Raw genomic sequence first — 21,175 nt, 5'->3', positions numbered from 1 at the left:
TCTCGCCGGCTCATTGGGGATCAACCTCGGTCTTCGAACTCGTCGATGTCCTCCTGGGTGAGGGTCACCAACGGCATGTCCGATGGGGTGTAACCACCCGCGTCGGGGTGTTCGGCGTGGTTGACCAGCCCGGTCAGCACGCCTGCCCACGCGTCAGCGAGTTCGCGCACCGTGTCTTCGGTGAACAGTTCCGCGGGCCACAACCACGTCGCCCGCAGCACTCCGCCGTACACGGCGGCATTGATCATCAGGGCGTGGCTGGCCGGGAGGTCCGGCGCGGCAGGTTCCACGGCGACGGCTTCGGGAGCCGGAGCCCAGTCGCCGAAGTCGACCACGTCGGCCCGCCCCAGGTAGTTGAAGAGGATTTCTGGTTGCGGTAGCCCAGCCAGCACCGCACCGGTCTCCGGATTGAGATACCGCAGCAGACCGAAGCCAAGCCCGTCACCGGGAACAGCACGGACCTGCTCCTTCACCCGCTTGAGGATCTCACCCGCCGCGGGACCACCCGCGCACACCTCGGCGAAGTCCACGACACCAGCATCCAGGCGCACCGGATAGATGCTGGTGAACCAACCCACCGTCCGCGACAAATCAACCCCATCACCAACATCGGCACGGCCGTGGCCCTCAACATCAACAACCAACGGACCAGGCTGCCCACGCCACGAACCCACTGCCACCGCCAAGGCGGCCAACAACACGTCATCGACGCCAGCATGGAACGCCGCCGGAACCGCACCCAACAACGGCCCCGTCACCCCAGGCGACAGTTCCACCACCACCGACCGAACCTCACCAGCCCGATCTCCTGCCCCCAGCGACGTACCCGACTCGCCGAGAATCCTCGTCCACACCGGCAACTCCGCCACCCGCGCCTGACTCCGAGCCTGCTCAACAAGCAGACCCGCCCAACGCCGCACCGACGTCCCCACCGAGGCCAACACCCCGCCCGACACCGCAGCGGCAAGGTCAGGCAGCAGCACCCGCCAGGACACCCCATCGACCGCCAGGTGATGCACCACAACCAGCAACCGACCCGACACCTGCGGCCCAGCATCCAGCCACACCACCTGCATCAGCACACCACGTTCGGGCGACAACCGATCCTGCGCCGCGTGCAACTCACGCTCCGCAACCGCGGCCAGGTCCTCAACGGTGGCCAATTCCACACGCCGGACCTGGCCTGCAACATCCAGCGCCCCCTCCTCTGGGATCCGCAGCACCCAACCCGCCCGCTCATCCCGGTGGGCGATCATGCGCAACGCGTCATGGTGATCAACCACAGCCCGCACAGCCCTGGTCAGGTCCTGCTCGGCCAAGTCAGCGGGAACCTGCAGCAAGACCCACTGGCAGAACCGATCCGCAGAACCCTCAACACCGGCAAGGTCGGCCAGCCAGTGCATCACCGGCAACGCCAGCACATCACCGGTACCGATGTCGGTCACCGGCTCGGCATCCGCGTCCAAAGCACGGGCAAGCGCCGCCAGACCGGCCACGGTCTTGTGCTCGAACACCTCCCGCGGACTGAACCCCAAACCGGCCTGCCGGGCTCGGCTCACCAGCTGGATCGACAAAATACTGTCCCCACCCAGCGCGAAGAAACTGTCCTCAACCCCAACCAGCTCAAGCCCCAACACCTCAGCGAACAGCCCGCACAGGACTTCTTCCCGCGCGTCACGCGGACCCCGCGATGGCATGACACCAGCACCGAAATCCGGGGCTGGCAGTGCCGCACGGTCCAGCTTCCCGTTCGCGGTAAGGGGCAACTCGTCCAGCACCACGAACGCCGCGGGAACCATGTACTCCGGCAACAGCCCTGCGGCATGTGACCGCACCACGGCCACATCCACCGGTTCTCCGCCAGCAGGCACCAAGTAGGCCACCAACTGCTGGTCAGCCACGCCATCCCGCCGCAGCACGACCACAACCTGCCCGACACCGGCACACCCAGCCAGAACTGCCTCGACCTCACCCAACTCAATGCGGAACCCACGCACCTTCACCTGGTCATCCGCACGACCCAAGAACTCCAGCTCGCCGTCCACAGTCCACCGAGCCAGATCCCCGGTCCGGTACATCCGCCCACCCGCAGCACCAAACGGATCAGCCACAAACCGCTCCGTCGTCAGCGCAGCACGACCGAAGTACCCGCGCGCCAACTGGATGCCGGCCATGTAAAGCTCGCCGACCACACCCGGCGGCACCGGCAGCAGCCCCGAATCCAGCACGTACAGCTGGGTGTTCCAGCCCGGACGGCCGATCAGCACGTTGCCCGGCGGCGTCACATCCCCAGGTTCGAGCCGCAACTCCGTTGACCCGACCGCTGTTTCGGTGAGCCCGTATTCGTTGATGACCGTCGCGGACGGGTGCCGACGCCGCCACTCCTGCAACACCTCGCCCAACAGCTGCTCTCCACCCACCACCAGCTCACCGGTCGGCGAGAACCCGTCGGACAACGCGGTCAGCAGCGGCACGTGCGCGGGCGTGGCCTTCACGAACGTCGGTTGCACCAACCAGTCCGGAGTGTCGTGCCCTGCCATTGCCAGCGAAGTCAGCTGCACAAGGCCACCGATGATCAGGGGCCCGAACAAGCCCGTGACAGTCAGGTCGAACGCAACGGAGGAATGCACCAGCGAAGCACCGGCCAGCCCCGGGTAGCGATCCTGAGCCCACGCGAGGTAGTGGCACAGCGCCCGGTGCTCGATCGTGACGCCCTTCGGTGTTCCCGTCGACCCAGACGTGTACATCACATACGCCGGATTACCCGGAACCGCCCGCGTGCCAACAACAGGATCATCATCGCGATATCCGGCCAGCTCATTTTCGCTGTCAAGCACCAGCACCGGCACAACACCACCGGGCAAGGCGTCGACTACGTCCATAGTGGACAGAACAACCACCGGACGCGCATCGGCGAGCATGAACTCGATCCGCCCCAACGGATATGCCGGGTCGATGGGTACGTAAGCACCGCCAGCTTTGAGCACCGCCAGCAAAGCGACAACCAGCTCGGCCGAGGCTGGAATCGCGACGGCAACCAATCGCTCCGGCCCGACTCCGCGTTCGATCAGGTGGTGAGCAAGCCGGTTCGCGCGCGCATTGAGCTGCGCGTAAGTCAACCGCTGCCCCTCCGACACCACCGCCACCGCATCCGGCGTACGCCGCACCTGCGCCTCAACCAACTCCGGCAACGTCGCCGCCGCGACCTCATGTGCGGTCGCGTTCCAGCCCGACACCACCAGCTCCCGCTCGGCAGCACCCAGCACGTCGACCTGACCAACCCGCACACCCGGATCAGCAACCACCGACCCCAACACACGAGCCAGACGCGCCACCATCAACTCAGCGCTGCCACGATCAAAGATGTCAGTGTCGAACTCCAACACCAGATCGATCCCAGCAGCGTCCGGCCGCTCGGTCACGAAGAACGTCAGATCGAACTTCGCCGCACCCAACTGCACCGGCTCCGCCGCAACCGCCAACCCCGGCAGGTCCACCTCCACCCGCTCCGGCCCAGTAAACGCCACCATCACCTGGAACAACGGGTGATGCGACAACGACCGCACCGGATTCAGGACCTCAACCAACCGCTCAAACGGCACATCCTGATGCGCATACGCGGCCAGGTCCGCTTCCCGCACCCGACCCAGCAACTCGCCGAACCCCGGATCACCCGAGGTGTCGGTGCGCAACACCAACGTATTCGTGAAGAACCCGACCAACTCATCGAGGGCTTGATCGACGCGCCCAGCAACCGGAGTACCGATCGGGATATCGGTACCCGCACCCAGGCGGGTCAGCAGCACCGCGACCGCGGCCTGCACGACCATGAACACCGTCGCATGCTGACCCCGCGCCAACCCGACCACACCACTGTGCAGCTCCGCACCCAATGACAACGACACCGTGTCACCGCGATAGTTCCGCACCACCGGACGCGGGCGGTCCACCGGCAGGTCGAGGCGTTCCGGCAACCCCGCCAGCGCTCCACGCCAGAACTCCAACTGCACCGACGCCACACTGTCCGGGTCATCCTCGCTACCCAGCAACTCCCGCTGCCACACCGCGAAATCCGCGTACTGCACCGGCAACGGCGCCCACCCCGGCGCCTGGCCTGCCAGTCGAGCTCGATACGCCCGACCCACATCAGCCGCCAACGGCGTCAACGACCAGCCATCACCCGCAATGTGATGCACCACGAACACCAACACGAACTGATCAGACCCCAGCTGGAACAACCGCACCCGCACCGGCACATCCCGGCTCAAATCAAACCCAGCCCGCACCAACGACCCCACCAACACCGGCAACTCAGCCTCAGTCACCCGAGTCACCGACAGCGAAAACCCAACCTCCTCCACCACACTCTGATACGGCCTACCATCCACCTCAACAACCACCGTGCGCAAAGCCTCATGCCGAGCCACCACATCACCCAGCGCCGCCTCCAACGCCGCCGCATCCAACCCACCACTCAACCGCACCACAAACGGCACGTTGTACCGCGCGCCCAGCCCCTCAAACCGATCCAGGAACCACAACCGCTGCTGCGCGAACGACAACGGCACCAACTCCGGACGCACCCCCGCCACCAACGCCGCACGCACCCCACCCGCACGACCCACCACACCCATCAACCCCGCCACAGTCGGCGACTCGAACAAATCCCGAATCGACAACTCCACACCCAACACCACCCGCGCCCGCGACACCAACCGCGTCGCCAACAACGAATGCCCACCCAAATCAAAGAAATCATCATCAATACCCACAGCAGGCAACCCCAGCACGTCAGCGAAGAGCCGACACAAAATCTCCTCACGCGCATCACGCGGACCCCGCGACGACACCACACCAACACCAACACCGAAATCCGGAGCAGGCAACGCCTTACGATCCAACTTCCCGTTGGCAGTCAGAGGTAGTACGTCGAGCATCACGCAGGCCGCCGGAACCATGTAGCCGGGCAGGAAGTCCGCAGCAGCCTTGCGCAGCACATCGGCATCGAGCACAACCCCTGTGGCGGGCACGACGTACGCCACCAACTGCTGACCCACACCGTCGTCACGGAGCACAACCGAAGTCTGGCCGACTCCCGGCTGCTGGTTCAGCACCGCCTCGATCTCACCCAGCTCAATGCGGAAGCCACGCACCTTCACCTGATCATCCGCACGCCCCACGAATTCCAGCTCACCGTCCGCGGACCACCGCACCAGATCCCCGGTCCGGTACATCCGCCCACCCGCAACACCAAACGGATCAGCAACGAACCGCTCGGCCGTCAGCGCAGAACGACCGAGGTAGCCCCGGGCCAACTGCGCGCCAGCAACGTAGAGCTCGCCGACCACACCTGGCGGCACCAAACGCAATGCCGCGTCGAGGACGTACGTCCGCAGGTTCGGCAATGCCCGCCCCACCGCGCTGCGCCCGTCACCGGTCCCGGTGACCACCTGGTGCGTCACATGTACGGTGGCCTCGGTCAGTCCGTACATGTTCACCAGGCGCGGGCCGCCGCTGCCGTACTGGGCGAACCAGCTGGCCAGCCGGTCGAAGCGCAGTTCCTCGCCACCGAACACCACATAGCGCAGTCGCGATCCCAGCGCGCCCGGCTGCTCCATCGCCTCGACCAGGCCGGCGAACGCCGACGGCGTCTGGCTCAACACCGTGACGCCCTGCTCCCGCAGCAAATCCCACATCTGCCGCGGTGACCGGCTCACCTCGAACGGCACCACCACCGCCCGGCCGCCGCTGAGCAGCGGTCCCCACAGCTCCCACACCGAGAAGTCGAACGCGAACGAGTGGAACACCGTCCACACGTCGTCGACGCCGAACTCGAACATCTCATTCGCCGCGTCGAACAGCGCCACCGCGCTGGCGTGCGACACCGCAACGCCCTTGGGTAGGCCGGTGGAACCCGAGGTGTAGATCACGTACGCCACGTGATCCGGCGCCAGTGCGCCGCGTTCGGCAACTCCGATGTCCCCGGAGGGCAATTCCGCCAGCAGCGCGCCGGTTTCCGGATCGTCCAGCAGCAGCACGCGAACCCCGGCCGGCACCACTGATGCCGTCAGGGTGTCGGTCAGCACCACCACCGGCCGCGAATCCGCCAGCACGAACCGGATTCGCTCCGCGGGGTACCCGGGGTCGATCGGCACGTATCCAGCACCGGCCTGCACCACCGCGAGCATCGCCACCACCGCGTCCAGCGAACGCGGCAGCACCACCCCGACCAGGCATTCCGGGCCCACCCCGCGCGCGAGCAACAGACGCGCCAGCCGGTTCACCCGCTCGGTCAGCTCGCGGTACGACAGCGATTCGCCCGCACACACCACTGCGGTCGCTTCGGCACGCGACTGCGCCCGCGCCTGGAACAACTCCGCCAACGTCCCCGGGGCGGCCGCCCGGCTGGTGCCCTGCCAGGTCGTCAGCAACCGGTCCCGTTCGGCCCGGTCCAGCACGTCGATCCGGTCGACTGCCTGCCCCGGGTCGTCCGCGACGGCCTGCAACGCGCGCACCAACCGGTCCAGGACGGATCGGGCGTAGTGCTCGTCGAACAGGTCGGGCCGGTAGTCCAGGCGGAGCAGCAGTTGCGTACCGGGGATCGCGACCAGAGTGAGCGGGTAGTGCGCGGCATCGCGTCCCCGCAGCTGGGTGATCTCCAGTCCGGTGCCCGGCTCGTCGCCGATCTGCATCGGGTAGTTCTCGAACACGAAATCGGTGTCGAACAGCTCGCCGGCACCGGCCAGCTGGTGCACCTCGGTCAGGCCGAGGTACTGGCAGGCCGTCATCTCGGCCTGCTGCCGCAGCAAGTCGCTAAGCAGGCTGGTGACCGGTGTCCCGGGACGCAGCCGCAACCGGATCGGCAGGGTGTTGATGAACAGGCCCAGCATCGACTCGACACCGGCGAGTTCGGCGGGACGGCCGGACACGGTGACGCCGAACACCACGTCCGTGCGCCCGGTCAACTGCCCGAGCACAATGCCCCACGCCAGTTGGAGCAGGGTGTTCAGGGTGATCTCCTGCGCCCTGGCGAGCGCGGTCAGCCGCGTGAGGAGGCCAGCGGGCAAGCTGATCGCGAGCTGATCGGGTACAGCTGACGCCCGGTGCTGGTCCTGCGGGGCGACCAGCGTCGGCCCGTCCACACCGGCGAGCAGTTCCCGCCAGTGCCGCCGCGCCTCCTCCCGGTCCTGCTCGGCCACCCAGGCCAGGTAGTCCCGGTACGGGGTCACCCTCGGCAGCACGGACTCGTCGCCACCCGCGCGGTAGAGCGCGAACAACTCCTTGGCCAGCAACGAATTCGACCACCCGTCCAGCACGAGGTGGTGGCTGGTCATGATGAACCGGTACCGGTTGCCGCCAAGGCGTACCAGCGTGAACCTGGTCAGCGGTGCTTGTGCCAGGTCGAATCGCCGCACCCGGTCGTGCTCGGTCAGCCGGTCGAGTTCGGCCGCGCGCCCCGCATCGTCCAAACTGGACAGATCGTGCTCCGCCCACGGCAACGCGGCTTCCCGTACGACCACCTGGACCGGTTCGTCCAAGCCGTCCACGGCGAACCCGGCCCGGAGGTTGACGTGCCTGCGCAGCAACGCCGCCGCGGCTGACCGCAGGGCCACGAGATCGAGTTCCCCGGCCAGATCGGCCCAGAACTGCACCAGGTAGACGTCGACGTCCTGCTCGTCGAACAACGCGTGGAACAGCAGGCCTTCTTGCAACGGGGCCAGCGGCAGCACATCCGCTACCTGCGGCCACCCGGCCTCGATCCGCTCGATCTCCTGCTGGGAGAGCTGAACCAGCGGGAGGTCCGAGGGCGTGAACCCGCCTGTCCCCTGGGCAACCTCGATCAGCTGGCCGAGTGCCGTGCGCCATTCCTCTGCCAGCACGGCGACTTCAGGTTCCGGCCAGAGTTGCCCCGCCCAGGTCCAGGTGGCGTCCATGCGCGGGCCGCCCGGGTGGTCACGGGTGACCACGGTGATCGCCAGACCGTGCGCGAGTGGCATGTCCGGGTCCACCCCACCGGTCAGGAACTCCATTTCCGGCGCAGCGGTCCAATCCCCGATGGCACCGTCGGAGGCGGGCAGGCGTCCGAGGTAGTTGAAGCCGATCTGGGCTCGCGGGAGGTCGGCGAGCACGCTCGCGGTATCCTCGTTGAGGTAGCGCAGGACACCGTGGCTGAGGCCGCCACCGGGCACCGCCCGCAGGGTTTCCTTGACCTGCTTGAGCGCGGCCAAGGGGTTGCGCGGATCGCCTGCTGCCAGCCGTACCGGGTAGATACTGGTGAACCAGCCCACGGTGCGAGTCAGATCGGCTTCACTGCCGGGGAAACCATCGCGGCCGTGGCCTTCGACGTCGACCAGCACGGTCACGTCCGCGGAGCGCCCGGTACGCCGCCGCCACCGGTCGACCGCGATGGCGAGCGCGGTCAGCAGGACGTCGGAAACCGAGCCGCGCACCGCGGCGGGGGCCGAAGTCAGCAACGCCGCGGTCTGTCCTTCCGGCAGCTGCACGGTCATGGTTCGCGCGGTAGCGGCCACGTCGCTGCTGCGATCGAGCGCGCGGCTGGTCAGCAGCCGGTCGCCGGTGCCAATGGCGCTGGCCACCTCGGCCAGCCGGTGTTCCTGCTGGGCCGCCCATTTCCGCAGCGACAGGGCCCAGTGCCGGATCGGCGTGCCCAACGGTTGCAGCTGCACCGGGTTGCCCGCCGACAGGTCGCGCCATGCTTCGGCCAGGTCAGTCAGCAGGATCCGCCAGGAAACCCCGTCCACGACGAGATGGTGCACGGCGAGCAGTAACCGGCCGTGCTCGTGCGGGCCCGCGTCGAACCACACCGCCTGCAGCACGATGCCAGCACTGGGGTCGAGGAGCTCGCGGGCCTGTGCCGCCCGCTGCCGGTAGCTGGCGGCGCGTTCGCCGGGGCCGAGGTCGGAGACGTCGACCCGGTGAACGAGGTCATCTGCTTTGACGTCACCGGCTGGCGGGATGTGCCAGGACGCGCTGGTGTCCCCGGGCTTGGTGGCGCGTGTGAAGCGCGATCGGAGCGCGTCGTGCTGGTCGAGCAGGGTTTGCACGAGTTCGACGAGCCGGGCCAGGTCGAGTTCCCTTGGGGTGGCGAGGAAAACCGACTGGCTGATGCCGTCGAGGTTCCGGCCGTGTTCGTACAGGGCATGCATGATCGGGGTCAGCGGCGAGTCCCCGGTGGTCGGCTCTGTGGTGCCAGCACCGAGTTCGTTGTCCGCGCTGGCCACCACTTCAGCAAGCGCCGCAACGGTTTTCCGCTCGAACACCTGCCTCGGAGTGATCCGCAGCCCGGCCCGGCGCGCCTTGCTCACCAACTGGATGGAGACGATGCTGTCGCCGCCGAGGGCGAAGAAGCTGTCGTCCACGCCGACCCGGTCCAAGCCGAGCACTTCGGCGAACAGAGCGGCCAGGATCTCCTCACGTGCGTTCCCCGGCTCGCGATCTGAAACCACATCAGCGAAATCCGGAGCAGGCAACGCCTTACGATCCAACTTCCCGTTGGCGGTCAGGGGCAGTGCATCGAGTACGACCAGTGCCGAGGGCACCATGTACTCCGGAAGCCGTTGCGCCGCCAGGTCCTGGATGTCGGCGGTCAACTGCTGCGGCGTGAACCACCGCTGGACGGGAACAGACTGCTGCACACCACTGGCGACCTGGCCGGGGCGGGTGGCATACACCTGGAACATGCCCGTGCCCTCCAGACCCTCGGGCAACTCCACCACCACACTGAACCCGCGCTCCTCCAACATGCCAGTCACCACGGCCAACCGGCCGTCCTCGTCATGCACCTCCGCCACCACCTGCCGGATCAACGGCCAGTGCTCCTCCTCGATCCCGCGCAGCACCGCGAGCTCGCTCTTCTCCGCATCCACCTTCAACAGATCAACAACCTCAAGCCCGAAGTCCCGAATCACCTGCGAGACCGTCCGCAACTCCACCTCCACCGGCTCACCCCGCAACCGCTGAGCCAGCAACTCCCCCAACACACCCTCATCCCCACCACCCCCACCAGCGGTGTTGCCGATCACCCGCCGCAACATCGCCTCCTCCACACCCTCATCAGCAAACCGCCCCGACAACAACGACATCTCCGGGTAATACGTGAACACCGCCCGACCCGGCGCGTCCGACACACCGCAAGTGGTCACCACCGCATCCACACCATGCAAATACGCGTTAAACCGATAAAACTCCGCCGACTCCGGCATCGGCTCACACGCAAACACCCGCACACCCCGCACCCGCCCCACAAACAACCCGAACATCCCCACATGCCCACCCACATCCACCACACACGCACCCTCCTCCACCACTACCCCACCACGCGCATACTCACCCCGCACAAAAATCTCATCAAACAAATACTCCACATTCGACCGATTCCGCCCCGCCACCACCAACCCACCCGACAACTCATGCACCGGCACACCCACAACCCGACCCGCACGCTCCAACTCACCCCACCGCACCACCCCACCCGCCACCACCACATCCGGCACCACATACCCCACCAACACACCATCACGCACCGCAACCGCAACCTGCCCCACACCCGCATGCCCAGCCAGAACCGATTCGATCTCGCCCAGTTCGACGCGGTAGCCCCTGATCTTGACCTGATCATCCGCCCGGCCCACGAACTCCAGCTCACCGTCGGCAGTCCACCGCGCCAGGTCCCCGGTCCGATACATCCGCCCACCCGCAACACCAAACGGATCAGCAACGAACCGCTCCGCCGTCAGCGCAGAACGCCCCAGATAGCCCTGCGCTAGCTGCATACCTGCGATGTACAGCTCCCCGGCGACACCCGGCGGTACCGGGAGCAAGCCCGAGTCCAGCACGTACACCTGGGTGTTCCACACCGGACGGCCGATCGGCACCACACCCGCACCCGGTGCGCATTCGGCGGCGGTGACATCGATCGCGGCCTCGGTCGGACCGTACAAGTTCCACAGAGCCGCGTCCGACACTGCCATCCACTGGTCCACCAGATCGGCGGGTAGCGCTTCGCCGCTGCACACCACCACCCGCAACTCCACACCCCCACCACCACCAACCTGCGCGAGGAACGCCCGCAACATCGACGGCACGAAATGGACGACCGACACCCGCTCCGCCCGCATCAACCCCGCCAGATACTCCGGATCACGATGACCACCCGGCCGTGCCAACACCACCACACCACCCACCAACAACGGCCACAACAACTCCCACACCGACACATCAAACCCACACGACGTCTTCTGCAACACCCGCTCACCCAGCACCAACCCGAACCGCTCCTGCATCCACAACAACCGATTCACCACCGCACCATGCCCCACCACAACACCCTTAGGCACACCAGTCGACCCAGACGTATACAACACATACGCCGGATGACCCGACCCGACCACCACACCGGGATCTTCGTCGCGATACCCGGCGACGACACTGTCATCCAGCAGCACACACTCCACACCCGCGGGCACCAAACCCGAGGCATCCTCAACAGCCAGCACCAACCGAGGCCCGGCGTCGGCAAGCATGAACTCGATCCGACCCGCCGGGTAGTCAGCATCCACCGGCAAATACGCACCACCAGCCTTCAACACCGCAAGAACGGCCACCACCAACTCCACCGAACGCGGCAGCACAACACCAACTACACACCCCGGCCCCACACCACGCTCGACCAGCCACCACGCCCACCGATTCGCCCGCGCATTCAACTCCGAATAACTCAACTGCTGACCCTCGAACACCACCGCCACCGCATCCGGTGTGCGCCGAACCTGCGCCTCAACCAGCTCCGGCAGCGACGCAGGCGCAACCTCATGCGCCGTCGCATTCCAGCCCGAGACCACCAGCTCCCGCTCGGCAGCACCCAGCACGTCGACCTGACCAACCCGCACACCAGGATCAGCAACCGCAGTGTCCAGTACCCGCAGCAACCGGTCGATGACCGTGTACGCGGCTTGTTCGTCGAAGAGGTCGGGCCGGTAGATCAGGCGGAGGCTGAGGTCGTCATCCGGGTGCACCACCAGGCTCATCGGATAGTGCGCGGCGTCCTGACCGTGGAACCCGGTGATCCGCAAGTCCGGGCCGAGTGCTTCGGCGCTGCCAGCCGGGCCGACCGGGTAGTTCTCGAACACGAAGCTGGTGTCGAACAGCTCGCCGCCACCGGCCTGCTGCAACACCTCGGTCAGCCCGAGGTACTGGTAGCTGGTGAGTGCGAACTGCTGTTCTTGAAGCTCGGTCAGCAGATCGCGCAGGCAATCCCCGGGCGCCAGTCGCAGGCGCACCGGCAGCGTGGTGATGAACAGGCCGATCATGGACTCCACGCCGGTGAGTTCGGCGGGACGGCCGGACACAGTGACGCCGAGCACCACGTCGGTGCGCCCGGTCATCCGGCCCACCACAATGCCCCATGCGGCCTGCATCAGAGTGTTCAGCGTGATTCCGCACTCCCGCGCGACATCCACCAGCCGCCCGGCCAGATCACCAGGAACCGCAACGGTGATCTCGTCGGGCACGACTGGCGCCCGCGCCGGGTCCGGCGGCGCGATCAACGTCGGTCCGTCCACCCCGTCGAGCACTTGCTGCCAGTGCCTGCGAGCGTCCTCAGCGTCCTGCGCGGCCACCCAGGCCAGGTAGTTGCGGTACGGCACGACCGGCGGCAGGTCGACGTCCTCGCCACCGGTCACGTAGAGCGCGAACAACTCCCTTGCCACCAAGGGAATCGACCAGCCATCGAGCACGATGTGGTGGTTGGTCAGCACGAGCCGGTAGCGGTCTTCAGCGAGGCGCAGCAGCATGAACCGGAGCAACGGCGCGCTTCCGGTGTCGAATCGCCGCGCCCGGTCGGCAACGGTGATCCGCTCAATCTCGGCCGCCAGTTCCGCTTCATCCAATGCGGACAGATCATGTTCTGACCACGGTAGGTCCACTTCACGCAACACCACCTGGACTGCGCGACCAAGGCCGTCGTAGGCGAATCCCGCGCGCAGGTTGGCGTGCCGCCGCAGCAAGGTGTGCGCGGCTGAGCGCAGTGCATCGGAGTTCACCTTGCCTTGCAGGTCAACGGCGAACTGCACGACGTAGACATCGGGTCCCTGCTCGTCGTAGAGGGCGTGGAACAGCAGCCCCTCCTGCAACGGGGACAGCGGCAGGACATCGTCCATTCCCCGCCAGGTCTGCTCCAGCGCTTCGATCTGAGGTTGACTCAACTCAACCAATGGCAGATCGGCAGGCGTGAACCCACCGGTGCCAGGCTTCTCGGCGTGGACTGCCAGTCCGGTGAGCACTTCGACCCAGCGCTGCGCGAGCTCATCGACTTCCTGTTCCCCGAACAGTTCTCCGGGCCAGGACCAAGTCGCCCGCAGCACACCGTCTTGCACGATTGCGTTGACCGATAGTGCGTGGCTGGCTGGGAAGTCCGACGCCGCAGGTTCAATGCTGGCAGTTTCCGTTGCCAGGGACCAATCCTGCGCCACCGAGGCATCTACTCGCCCCAGGTAGTTGAAGAGGATTTCTGGTTGCGGTAGCCCAGCCAGCACCGCGCTGGTCTCCGGGTTGAGATACCGGAGCAGACCGAAGCCAAGCCCGTCACCGGGAACAGCACGGACCTGCTCCTTCACCCGCTTGAGGACCTCACCCGCCGCAGGACCGCCCGCGCAGACCTCGGCGAAGTCCACGACACCAGCATCCAGACGCACCGGGTAGATACTGGTAAACCAACCCACCGTCCGCGACAAATCAACCCCGCCACCAACATCAGCACGACCATGGCCCTCAACATCAACCACCAACGGACCAGGCTGCCCACGCCACGAACCCACCGCCACCGCCAGGGCAGCCAACAACACATCATCGACACCAGCATGAAACGCCGCCGGAACCGAACCCAACAACGGACCCGTCACCGACGACGGCAACTCCACCACCACCGACCGGACCTCACCAGCCCGATCCCGCGTACCCAACGACGCGCTCGACTCGCCGAGAATCCGGCTCCACACCGGCAACTCCGCCACCCGCACCTGACTCCGAGCCTGCTCAACAAGCAACCCCGCCCAACGCCGCAACGACGTCCCCACCGGGGCCAACACATCGCCCGACACCGCAGCAGCCAGATCAGGCAAGAGCACCCGCCAAGACACCCCGTCGACCGCCAAGTGATGCACCACCACCAACAACCGACCCGACACCCCCGGGCCAGCATCCAGCCACACCACCTCCACCAGCACACCGCGCTCGGGCGACAACCGACCCTGCGCCGCATGCAACTCACGCTCCGCAACCACGGCCACGTCCTCACCCGCGACGAGCCGCACACGCCGAACCTGGCCTGCCACATCCACCGAACCCACCTCGGGGACCCGCAGCACCCAGCCCGCCCGCTCGTCTCGATGAGCGATCATGCGCAACGCGTCATGGTGATCAACCACAACCCGCACACCCGCGACCAGGTTCTGCTCAGTCACATCAGCGGGAACCTGCAACAACACCCACTGACAGAACCGATCCGCAGAACCACCAACTCCGGCAAGCTCCGCCAGCCAGTGCATCACCGGCAACGCCACCACATCACCGGTACCGATATCGGCCACTGGCTCGGCGTCCGCGTCCAGCATCCGGGCAACCGCCGCCAGACCAGCCACAGTCTTGTGCTCGAACACCTCCCGCGGACTGAACCCCAGCCCAGCTTGCCGGGCTCGGCTCACCAGCTGGATCGACAAAATACTGTCCCCACCCAGCGCGAAGAAACTGTCCTCAACCCCAACCAGCTCAAGCCCCAATACTTCAGCGAACAGCCCGCACAGGACTTCCTCACGCGCGTCACGCGGAGCCCGCGACGGCATGACACCAGCACCGAAATCCGGGGCTGGCAGTGCCGCACGGTCCAACTTCCCGTTCGCAGTCAACGGCAACTCGTCCAGCACCACGAACGCCGCAGGCACCATGTACTCCGGCAACAACCCAACAGCATGTGACCGCACCACAGCCACATCCACCGGTTCTCCGCCAGCAGGCACCAAGTAGGCCACCAACTGCTGATCGGCCACGCCATCCCGCCGCAGCACGATCACAACCTGGGCAACACCGGCACACCCAGTCAGAACCGATTCGATCTCGCCCAGTTCGACGCGATAACCCCTGATCTTGACCTGATCATCCGCCCGGCCCACGAACTCGAGTTCACCGTCGGCGGCCCACCGGACCAGGTCCCCGGTCCGGTACATCCGCCCACCCGCAACACCGAACGGGTTGGCCACAAACCGCTCCGCCGTCAGAGCAGAACGACCGAGATAACCCTGAGCCAACTGTGCGCCCGCGATGTACAACTCACCAGCCACACCAGGCGGCACCGGGAGCAAGCCCGAGTCCAGCACGTACACCTGGGTGTTCCACACCGGACGACCAATCGGCACCACACCCGCACCCGGCGTGCATTCGGCTGCGGTCACGTCGATCGCAGCCTCCGTCGGACCATACAGATTCCATACCGGCGCGTCCGACACCGCCGCCCACTGGTCGACCAGATCGGCGGGCAGGGCCTCACCGCTGCACACCACCACCCGCAGCGCCGCACACCCACCACCACCGACCTGGGCGATGAATGCACGCAACATCGACGGTACGAAATGGGCGACCGATATCCGCTCGGCACGTATCAACCCCGCGAGGTAGTCCGGGTCACGGTGACCACCCGGCCGTGCCAACACAACCACACCGCCAACCAGCAGCGGCCACAGCAACTCCCACACCGACACATCAAACCCACACGACGTCTTCTGCAACACCCGCTCACCTGGTGCCAGAGCGAACCGGTCCTGCATCCACAACAACCGATTCACCACCGCACCATGCCCCACCACAACACCCTTAGGCACACCAGTCGACCCAGACGTATACAACACATACGCCGGATGACCCGACCCAACCACCACACCGGGATCATCATCGCGATACCCGGCAACGAGATCGTCCTCCAACAGCACACACTCCACACCTGCGGGCACCAAACACGAGGTTTCCTCAACAGCCAACACCAGCCGAGGTCCAGCGTCGGCAAGCATGAACTCGATCCGACCCACCGGATAGTCCACGTCCACCGGCAAATACGCACCACCGGCCTTGAGCACCGCGAGAACGGCCACCACCAACTCCACCGAACGCGGCAGCACAACACCGACCACAGACCCCGGCCCCACACCACGCTCGACCAGCCACCACGCCCACCGATTCGCCCGCGCATTCAACTCCGCATACGTCAGCCGCTCACCCTCGAACACCACCGCCACCGCATCCGGTGTGCTCCGAACCTGCGCCTCAACCAACTCCGGCAACGACGCAGACACAACCTCATGCGCCGTCGCATTCCAGCCCGACACCACCAGCTCCCGCTCGGCAGCATCCAAGACGTCGATCTGGCCAACCCGCACACCAGGATCAGCAACCACCGAACGCAGCACGCGAGCCAGACGCGCCACCATCAACTCAGCGCTGCCACGATCAAAGATGTCGGTGTCGAACTCCAACACCACATCGATCCCACCAGCATCCGGCAGCTCGGTGAGGTAGAAAGTCAAGTCGAACTTCGCCGCACCCAACTGCACGGGCTCAGCCGCAGCGCGCACACCGGGCAGATCCACCCCGATGTCTGCTGGATTCCCGGCAGCGATCATCACCTGGAACAACGGGTGATGCGACAACGACCGCACCGGGTTCAGGACCTCAACCAACCGCTCGAACGGCACATCCTGATGCCCATACGCCGCCAGATCGGCCTCCCGCACCCGACCCAACAACTCCCCGAACCCCGGATCACCCGAAGTATCAGTCCGCAACACCAACGTATTCGTGAAGAACCCAACCAACTCATCAAGAGCCTGATCAACGCGGCCAGCAACCGGAGTACCGATCGGGATATCGGTCCCGGCACCCAGGCGGGTCAACAGCACCGCGACTGCGGCCTGCACGACCATGAACACCGTCGCATGCTGACCCCGCGCCAACCCGACCACACCACTGTGCAACTCCGCGCCCAACGACAACGACACCGTGTCACCGCGATAACTCCGCACCGCAGGACGCGGGCGGTCCACCGGCAGATCGAGGCGTTCCGGCAACCCCGCCAGCGCCTCACGCCAAAACCCCAACTGCTCCGACAGCAGGCTGCCCGGATCATCCTCAGTACCGAGCAGTTCTCGCTGCCACACGGCGAAATCCGCGTACTGCACCGGCAACGGCACCCACCCCGGTGCCCGGCCTCCCAGTCGAGCTCGATACGCCCGACCCACATCAGCCGCCAACGGCGTCAACGACCACCCATCACCCGCAACGTGATGCACCACCAACACCAACACGAACTCATCAGCCGACACCTGGAACAACCGCACCCGCACCGGAACATCCCGGCTCAGATCAAACCCAGCACGCACCACCGAACCCACCAACACCGGCAACTCGGCCTCAGTCACCCGAGTCACCGACAGCGAAAACCCAACCTCCTCCACCACACGCTGATACGGCCTACCATCCACCTCAACAACCACCGTACGCAAAGCCTCATGCCGAGCCACCACATCACCCAGCGCCGCCTCCAACGCCGCCACATCCAACCCACCACTCAACCGCACCACAAACGGCAGGTTGTAGGCACTGCCCAACTGCTCCAGCCGATCCAGGAACCACAAACGGGACTGGGCGAAGGACAGCGGCACCAGATCGGGCCTGGGCCGCGCGACCAGTTGTGGCTGGGCCGCGGCGCCACCGGACAGGCGTGAGGCGACCCCGGCAACCGTCGGCGACTCGAACAAGTCCCAAATGGACAGTTCAGCGCCCAGCACGACACGCACCCGCGACAGCAGGCGCGTCGCCAGCAGCGAATGCCCGCCCAGCTCGAAGAAGTTGTCGTCGACGCCGACCCGGTCCAAACCGAGCACCTCGGCGAACAGCCCGCACAGGCGCTCCTCCTGCGGGGTCTGCGGCTCGCGCCCGGACTCCTCGCCGGTGAACTCCGGGGCAGGCAGTGCCCTGCGGTCCAGTTTCCCGTTGGCGGTCAACGGAAGTTCACCAAGCACCACGAACCCGGCCGGTACCATGTAGTCCGGCACGCTCTGAGCGGTGAACGCGCGCAGGGCGAACACGTCGACCAGGCTGCCGCCCGCGGGCACGACGTAGGCGACCAACTGCTTGCCCGCGGCGCCGTTGTCCCGCGCCACCACCGCGACCTGCCCCACGGCGGGATGCCGGGCCAGCACGCTCTCGACCTCGCCGAGTTCGATCCGGAACCCGCGGATCTTCACCTGGTCATCGGCCCGACCGAGGAACTCCAGCTCACCGTTGGCGTTCCAGCGGACCAGGTCCCCGGTGCGATACATGCGGGTACCGGCCGGTCCGAACGGGTCGGCCACGAACCGCGAGGCGGTCAGCGCCGGGCGCTTGAGGTATCCGCGCGCCACCTGCACGCCCGCCACGTACAGCTCGCCGACCACTCCCGGTGGCACCGGGCACAGGCCGGTGTCCAGCACGTAGACCTGGGTGTTGTCGATCGGCTTGCCGATGGATGCGATGGCGGGCCAGTCCGCGACCGACTCCGGCAGGGTGCTCGCGGTGACCACGTGCGTCTCGGTCGGACCGTAGTAGTTGTGCAGCCGACGGCCCGGGCGCAGCTGGTAGAAGTTCCGCACGACCTGGCTCAGGCCAAGGGCTTCACCGGCCTGCATGACGTCGGTGAGGTCAGGCAGCCGCTGGCCGTGGGCCAGCGCCGCCTCGGCGAGCCCCTCCAGCACCGGGTTCGGCGCGTACAGCTCGGCGGTCCCGTGGGAGGCGAACCAGTCGACCAGCTTGTCCAGGTCAAGCCGGGTCTCGCTGGAGGTGACCACCAGCGTCTTGCCGAACAGCAAGGAGGAAAGGATCTCCTGCGCGGCGGCGTCGAAGCTCAACGCCGCGAACTGGGCGGTGCGCAGCCCGGGGCGGTCCACCGGGAGGTTGCGCGCGTTCCAGGACATCAGGTTGACCAGGGCGATGCCGGGCAGGCTGACGCCCTTGGGCCGACCGGTCGACCCCGAGGTGTAGATCACGTACGCCGGGTGTTCCGGCAACAGCCGGCACAGCCGGTCGGTGTCGGTGGGATCGCTGTGCCGGTAGCCGTCCAGCTCGGCCGCGGTGGCCGGGTCGTCGAGGAACACGGTGCGGTCCCGGGCAGCGTCCGGTACCACCTCGGCGGTCTCCGCGGTCGCGAGCACCACAACCGGCTCGGCGTCGCTGACCATGAACCCGATCCGCTCGGCCGGGTAGGCGGGATCGATCGGCAGGTACGCCCCGCCCGCCTTGAGCACCGCCAACGTGGCGATCACCAGCTCGCTCGAGCGCGGCAGCAGCAGGCCGACCAGCCGCTCCGGGCCGACCCCCAGTGCGACCAGGTGGCGGGCCAGCCGGTTGACCCTCGCGTTGAGACCGGCGTAGGTGTACTCCCGGCCCTCGAACACCAGCGCGGTCTCCGCCGGGGTGCGCGCGACCTGCTCCTGGAACAGCTCGGGCAGGGTGCTCTGCGGTACCGGCCGCGCGGTGTCGTTCCACGCCACCAGGACCTGCTTGCGCTCGGCGGCGTCGAGCAGGCTGATCCGGCCGACGGGTGTGTCCGGGCCCAGTTGGAGCACGGACGCCAGGAACGCGCTGAACCGCGCCTCGTGCACGGTGATCTCGTCAGTGCCGTAGAGCGCGCTGTTCCAGCCGATGTCCAGGCGCAGGCCCGCGCTGGTCGGCTCGCCGTAGGCAACCACGGCGAGGTCGTCGACCGGACCGTTGGACACGCCGTGGATCGTGCCCTCACACTGTCCGAAGTGGACGCTCTGCCCGAAGGGCATCAGGTTGACCATCGGGCCGAAGGGCCGCACGTCGTTGGCGGCGATGCCCAGGTCGCGGCGGATCTCCTCGTAGCGGTAGCGCTGGTGCCGGAACGCGTCGCGCATCTCGGCGGAGGTCCGGCGCACCAGCTCGGCCAGCGTGTCGCCGGGACGCATGCCGATGCGGACCGGGACGACGTTGGACATCATGCCAGGGGTCGAACGGGCCTGCCTGCCAACGCGTCCGGTGACGGGCAGCTCCACGACGGCGTCCCCGGCACCCGACATGCGGGCCACGTACGCCGCGACGGCCGTGGTGATGACCGTGGACCAGCGCGTACCCATGTCACGGCTGATGTCCTGCAGGCGGGCCGCGTCGCTGGCAGGCAGGTCGGCCGCGTGCCAGATCGGGGTGCGCGCCCTGGCCGGTTGCCGTCGGGACAGGGTGGCCGGACTGGCCAGGTCGCCCAGCAGCCCGGACCAGTACTGCCGGTCCCGCTCCAGTTGCGGGGAATCCCGGTACTGCTGGTCCTCCGCCAGCAGCAGCGGGAAGTCCGGCAGCACGCCCTCGTCCGGGTCGCCGCCGCCGGTGAGCGCCGTGTAGATGCTCGCCGCCCGCTTGGTCAGCAGCAGGCCGGTGAACCCATCCGCCCCGATGTGGTGGCTCCGGTAGTACCACAGCACGCGGGTGGCCGACAGGACGAGCAGGCCGGTGACGAAGACCTTGCCCGCGGTGAGGTCGAACGGCTCGGTGACGCCCGCGCGCAGCAGCTCCAGCGCGGTGCCGAACGGGTCGTCCCCGGCGCTCAGGTCGGTCACCGGGACCGGGAAGTCCTCGTCGGCCTGGACGACCTGGTACGGCTCGCCGTCGCGCTCGGCGAAGCGGCTGTGCACCGACTGGGTTTCCCCCATTGCTCGCCGGACGGCCGAACGCAATGCGCCGACGTCCACCGCACCGCGAATGTCGACGTACGAGCCGATCGTGAACACCTGGGGTTCGGGGTTCAACTTCTGAGCGAACCAGATGCCGCGTTGCGGAACCGACAAAGGCAGGTGGAGCCCGGCAGGTCGAGCCACGGTGTCTTCCCCTCAAATGTCTTGGTTTGCCGCAGCCGAGAAGGCCATCGCGGGCAATGACCGTCCCGGCGCTGGTTCGTCCAGTGCACTTTTCGGTGAATTCGCCACGACTGGGCGCGACATCACCCGCGCCCTGGGCGGTTTCCCGGGCGCACCCCAGTGGGCACTGTCAGCAGGTGTGTGGATCCGCAACCAGCCGGGCATGCGCGAAGTGCATGCTGGAATGTTCTTGCGCACAGACCTGTCTT

The 21,175-nt window shown here is 66.8% G+C and carries 1 protein-coding gene; it reads right to left on the bottom strand.

Translation table 11 applies throughout. The features are described from left to right. Positions 1–20 precede the first annotated feature (20 nt). Entirely contained in the window at positions 21–20,927 is a 20,907-nt protein-coding gene (locus tag KALB_RS43845; RefSeq protein WP_081789315.1) for a non-ribosomal peptide synthetase, read from the bottom strand. Between the last annotated feature and the right edge of the window lie 248 nt (positions 20,928–21,175).

The sequence above is a fragment of the Kutzneria viridogrisea DSM 43870 genome, from assembly GCF_000525635.1.
In the GTDB taxonomy this organism is placed as follows: domain Bacteria; phylum Actinomycetota; class Actinomycetes; order Mycobacteriales; family Pseudonocardiaceae; genus Kutzneria; species Kutzneria viridogrisea.
The sequence above is the reverse complement of the archived record's forward strand: the minus strand, read 5'-3'. Positions and strand labels throughout refer to the sequence as shown.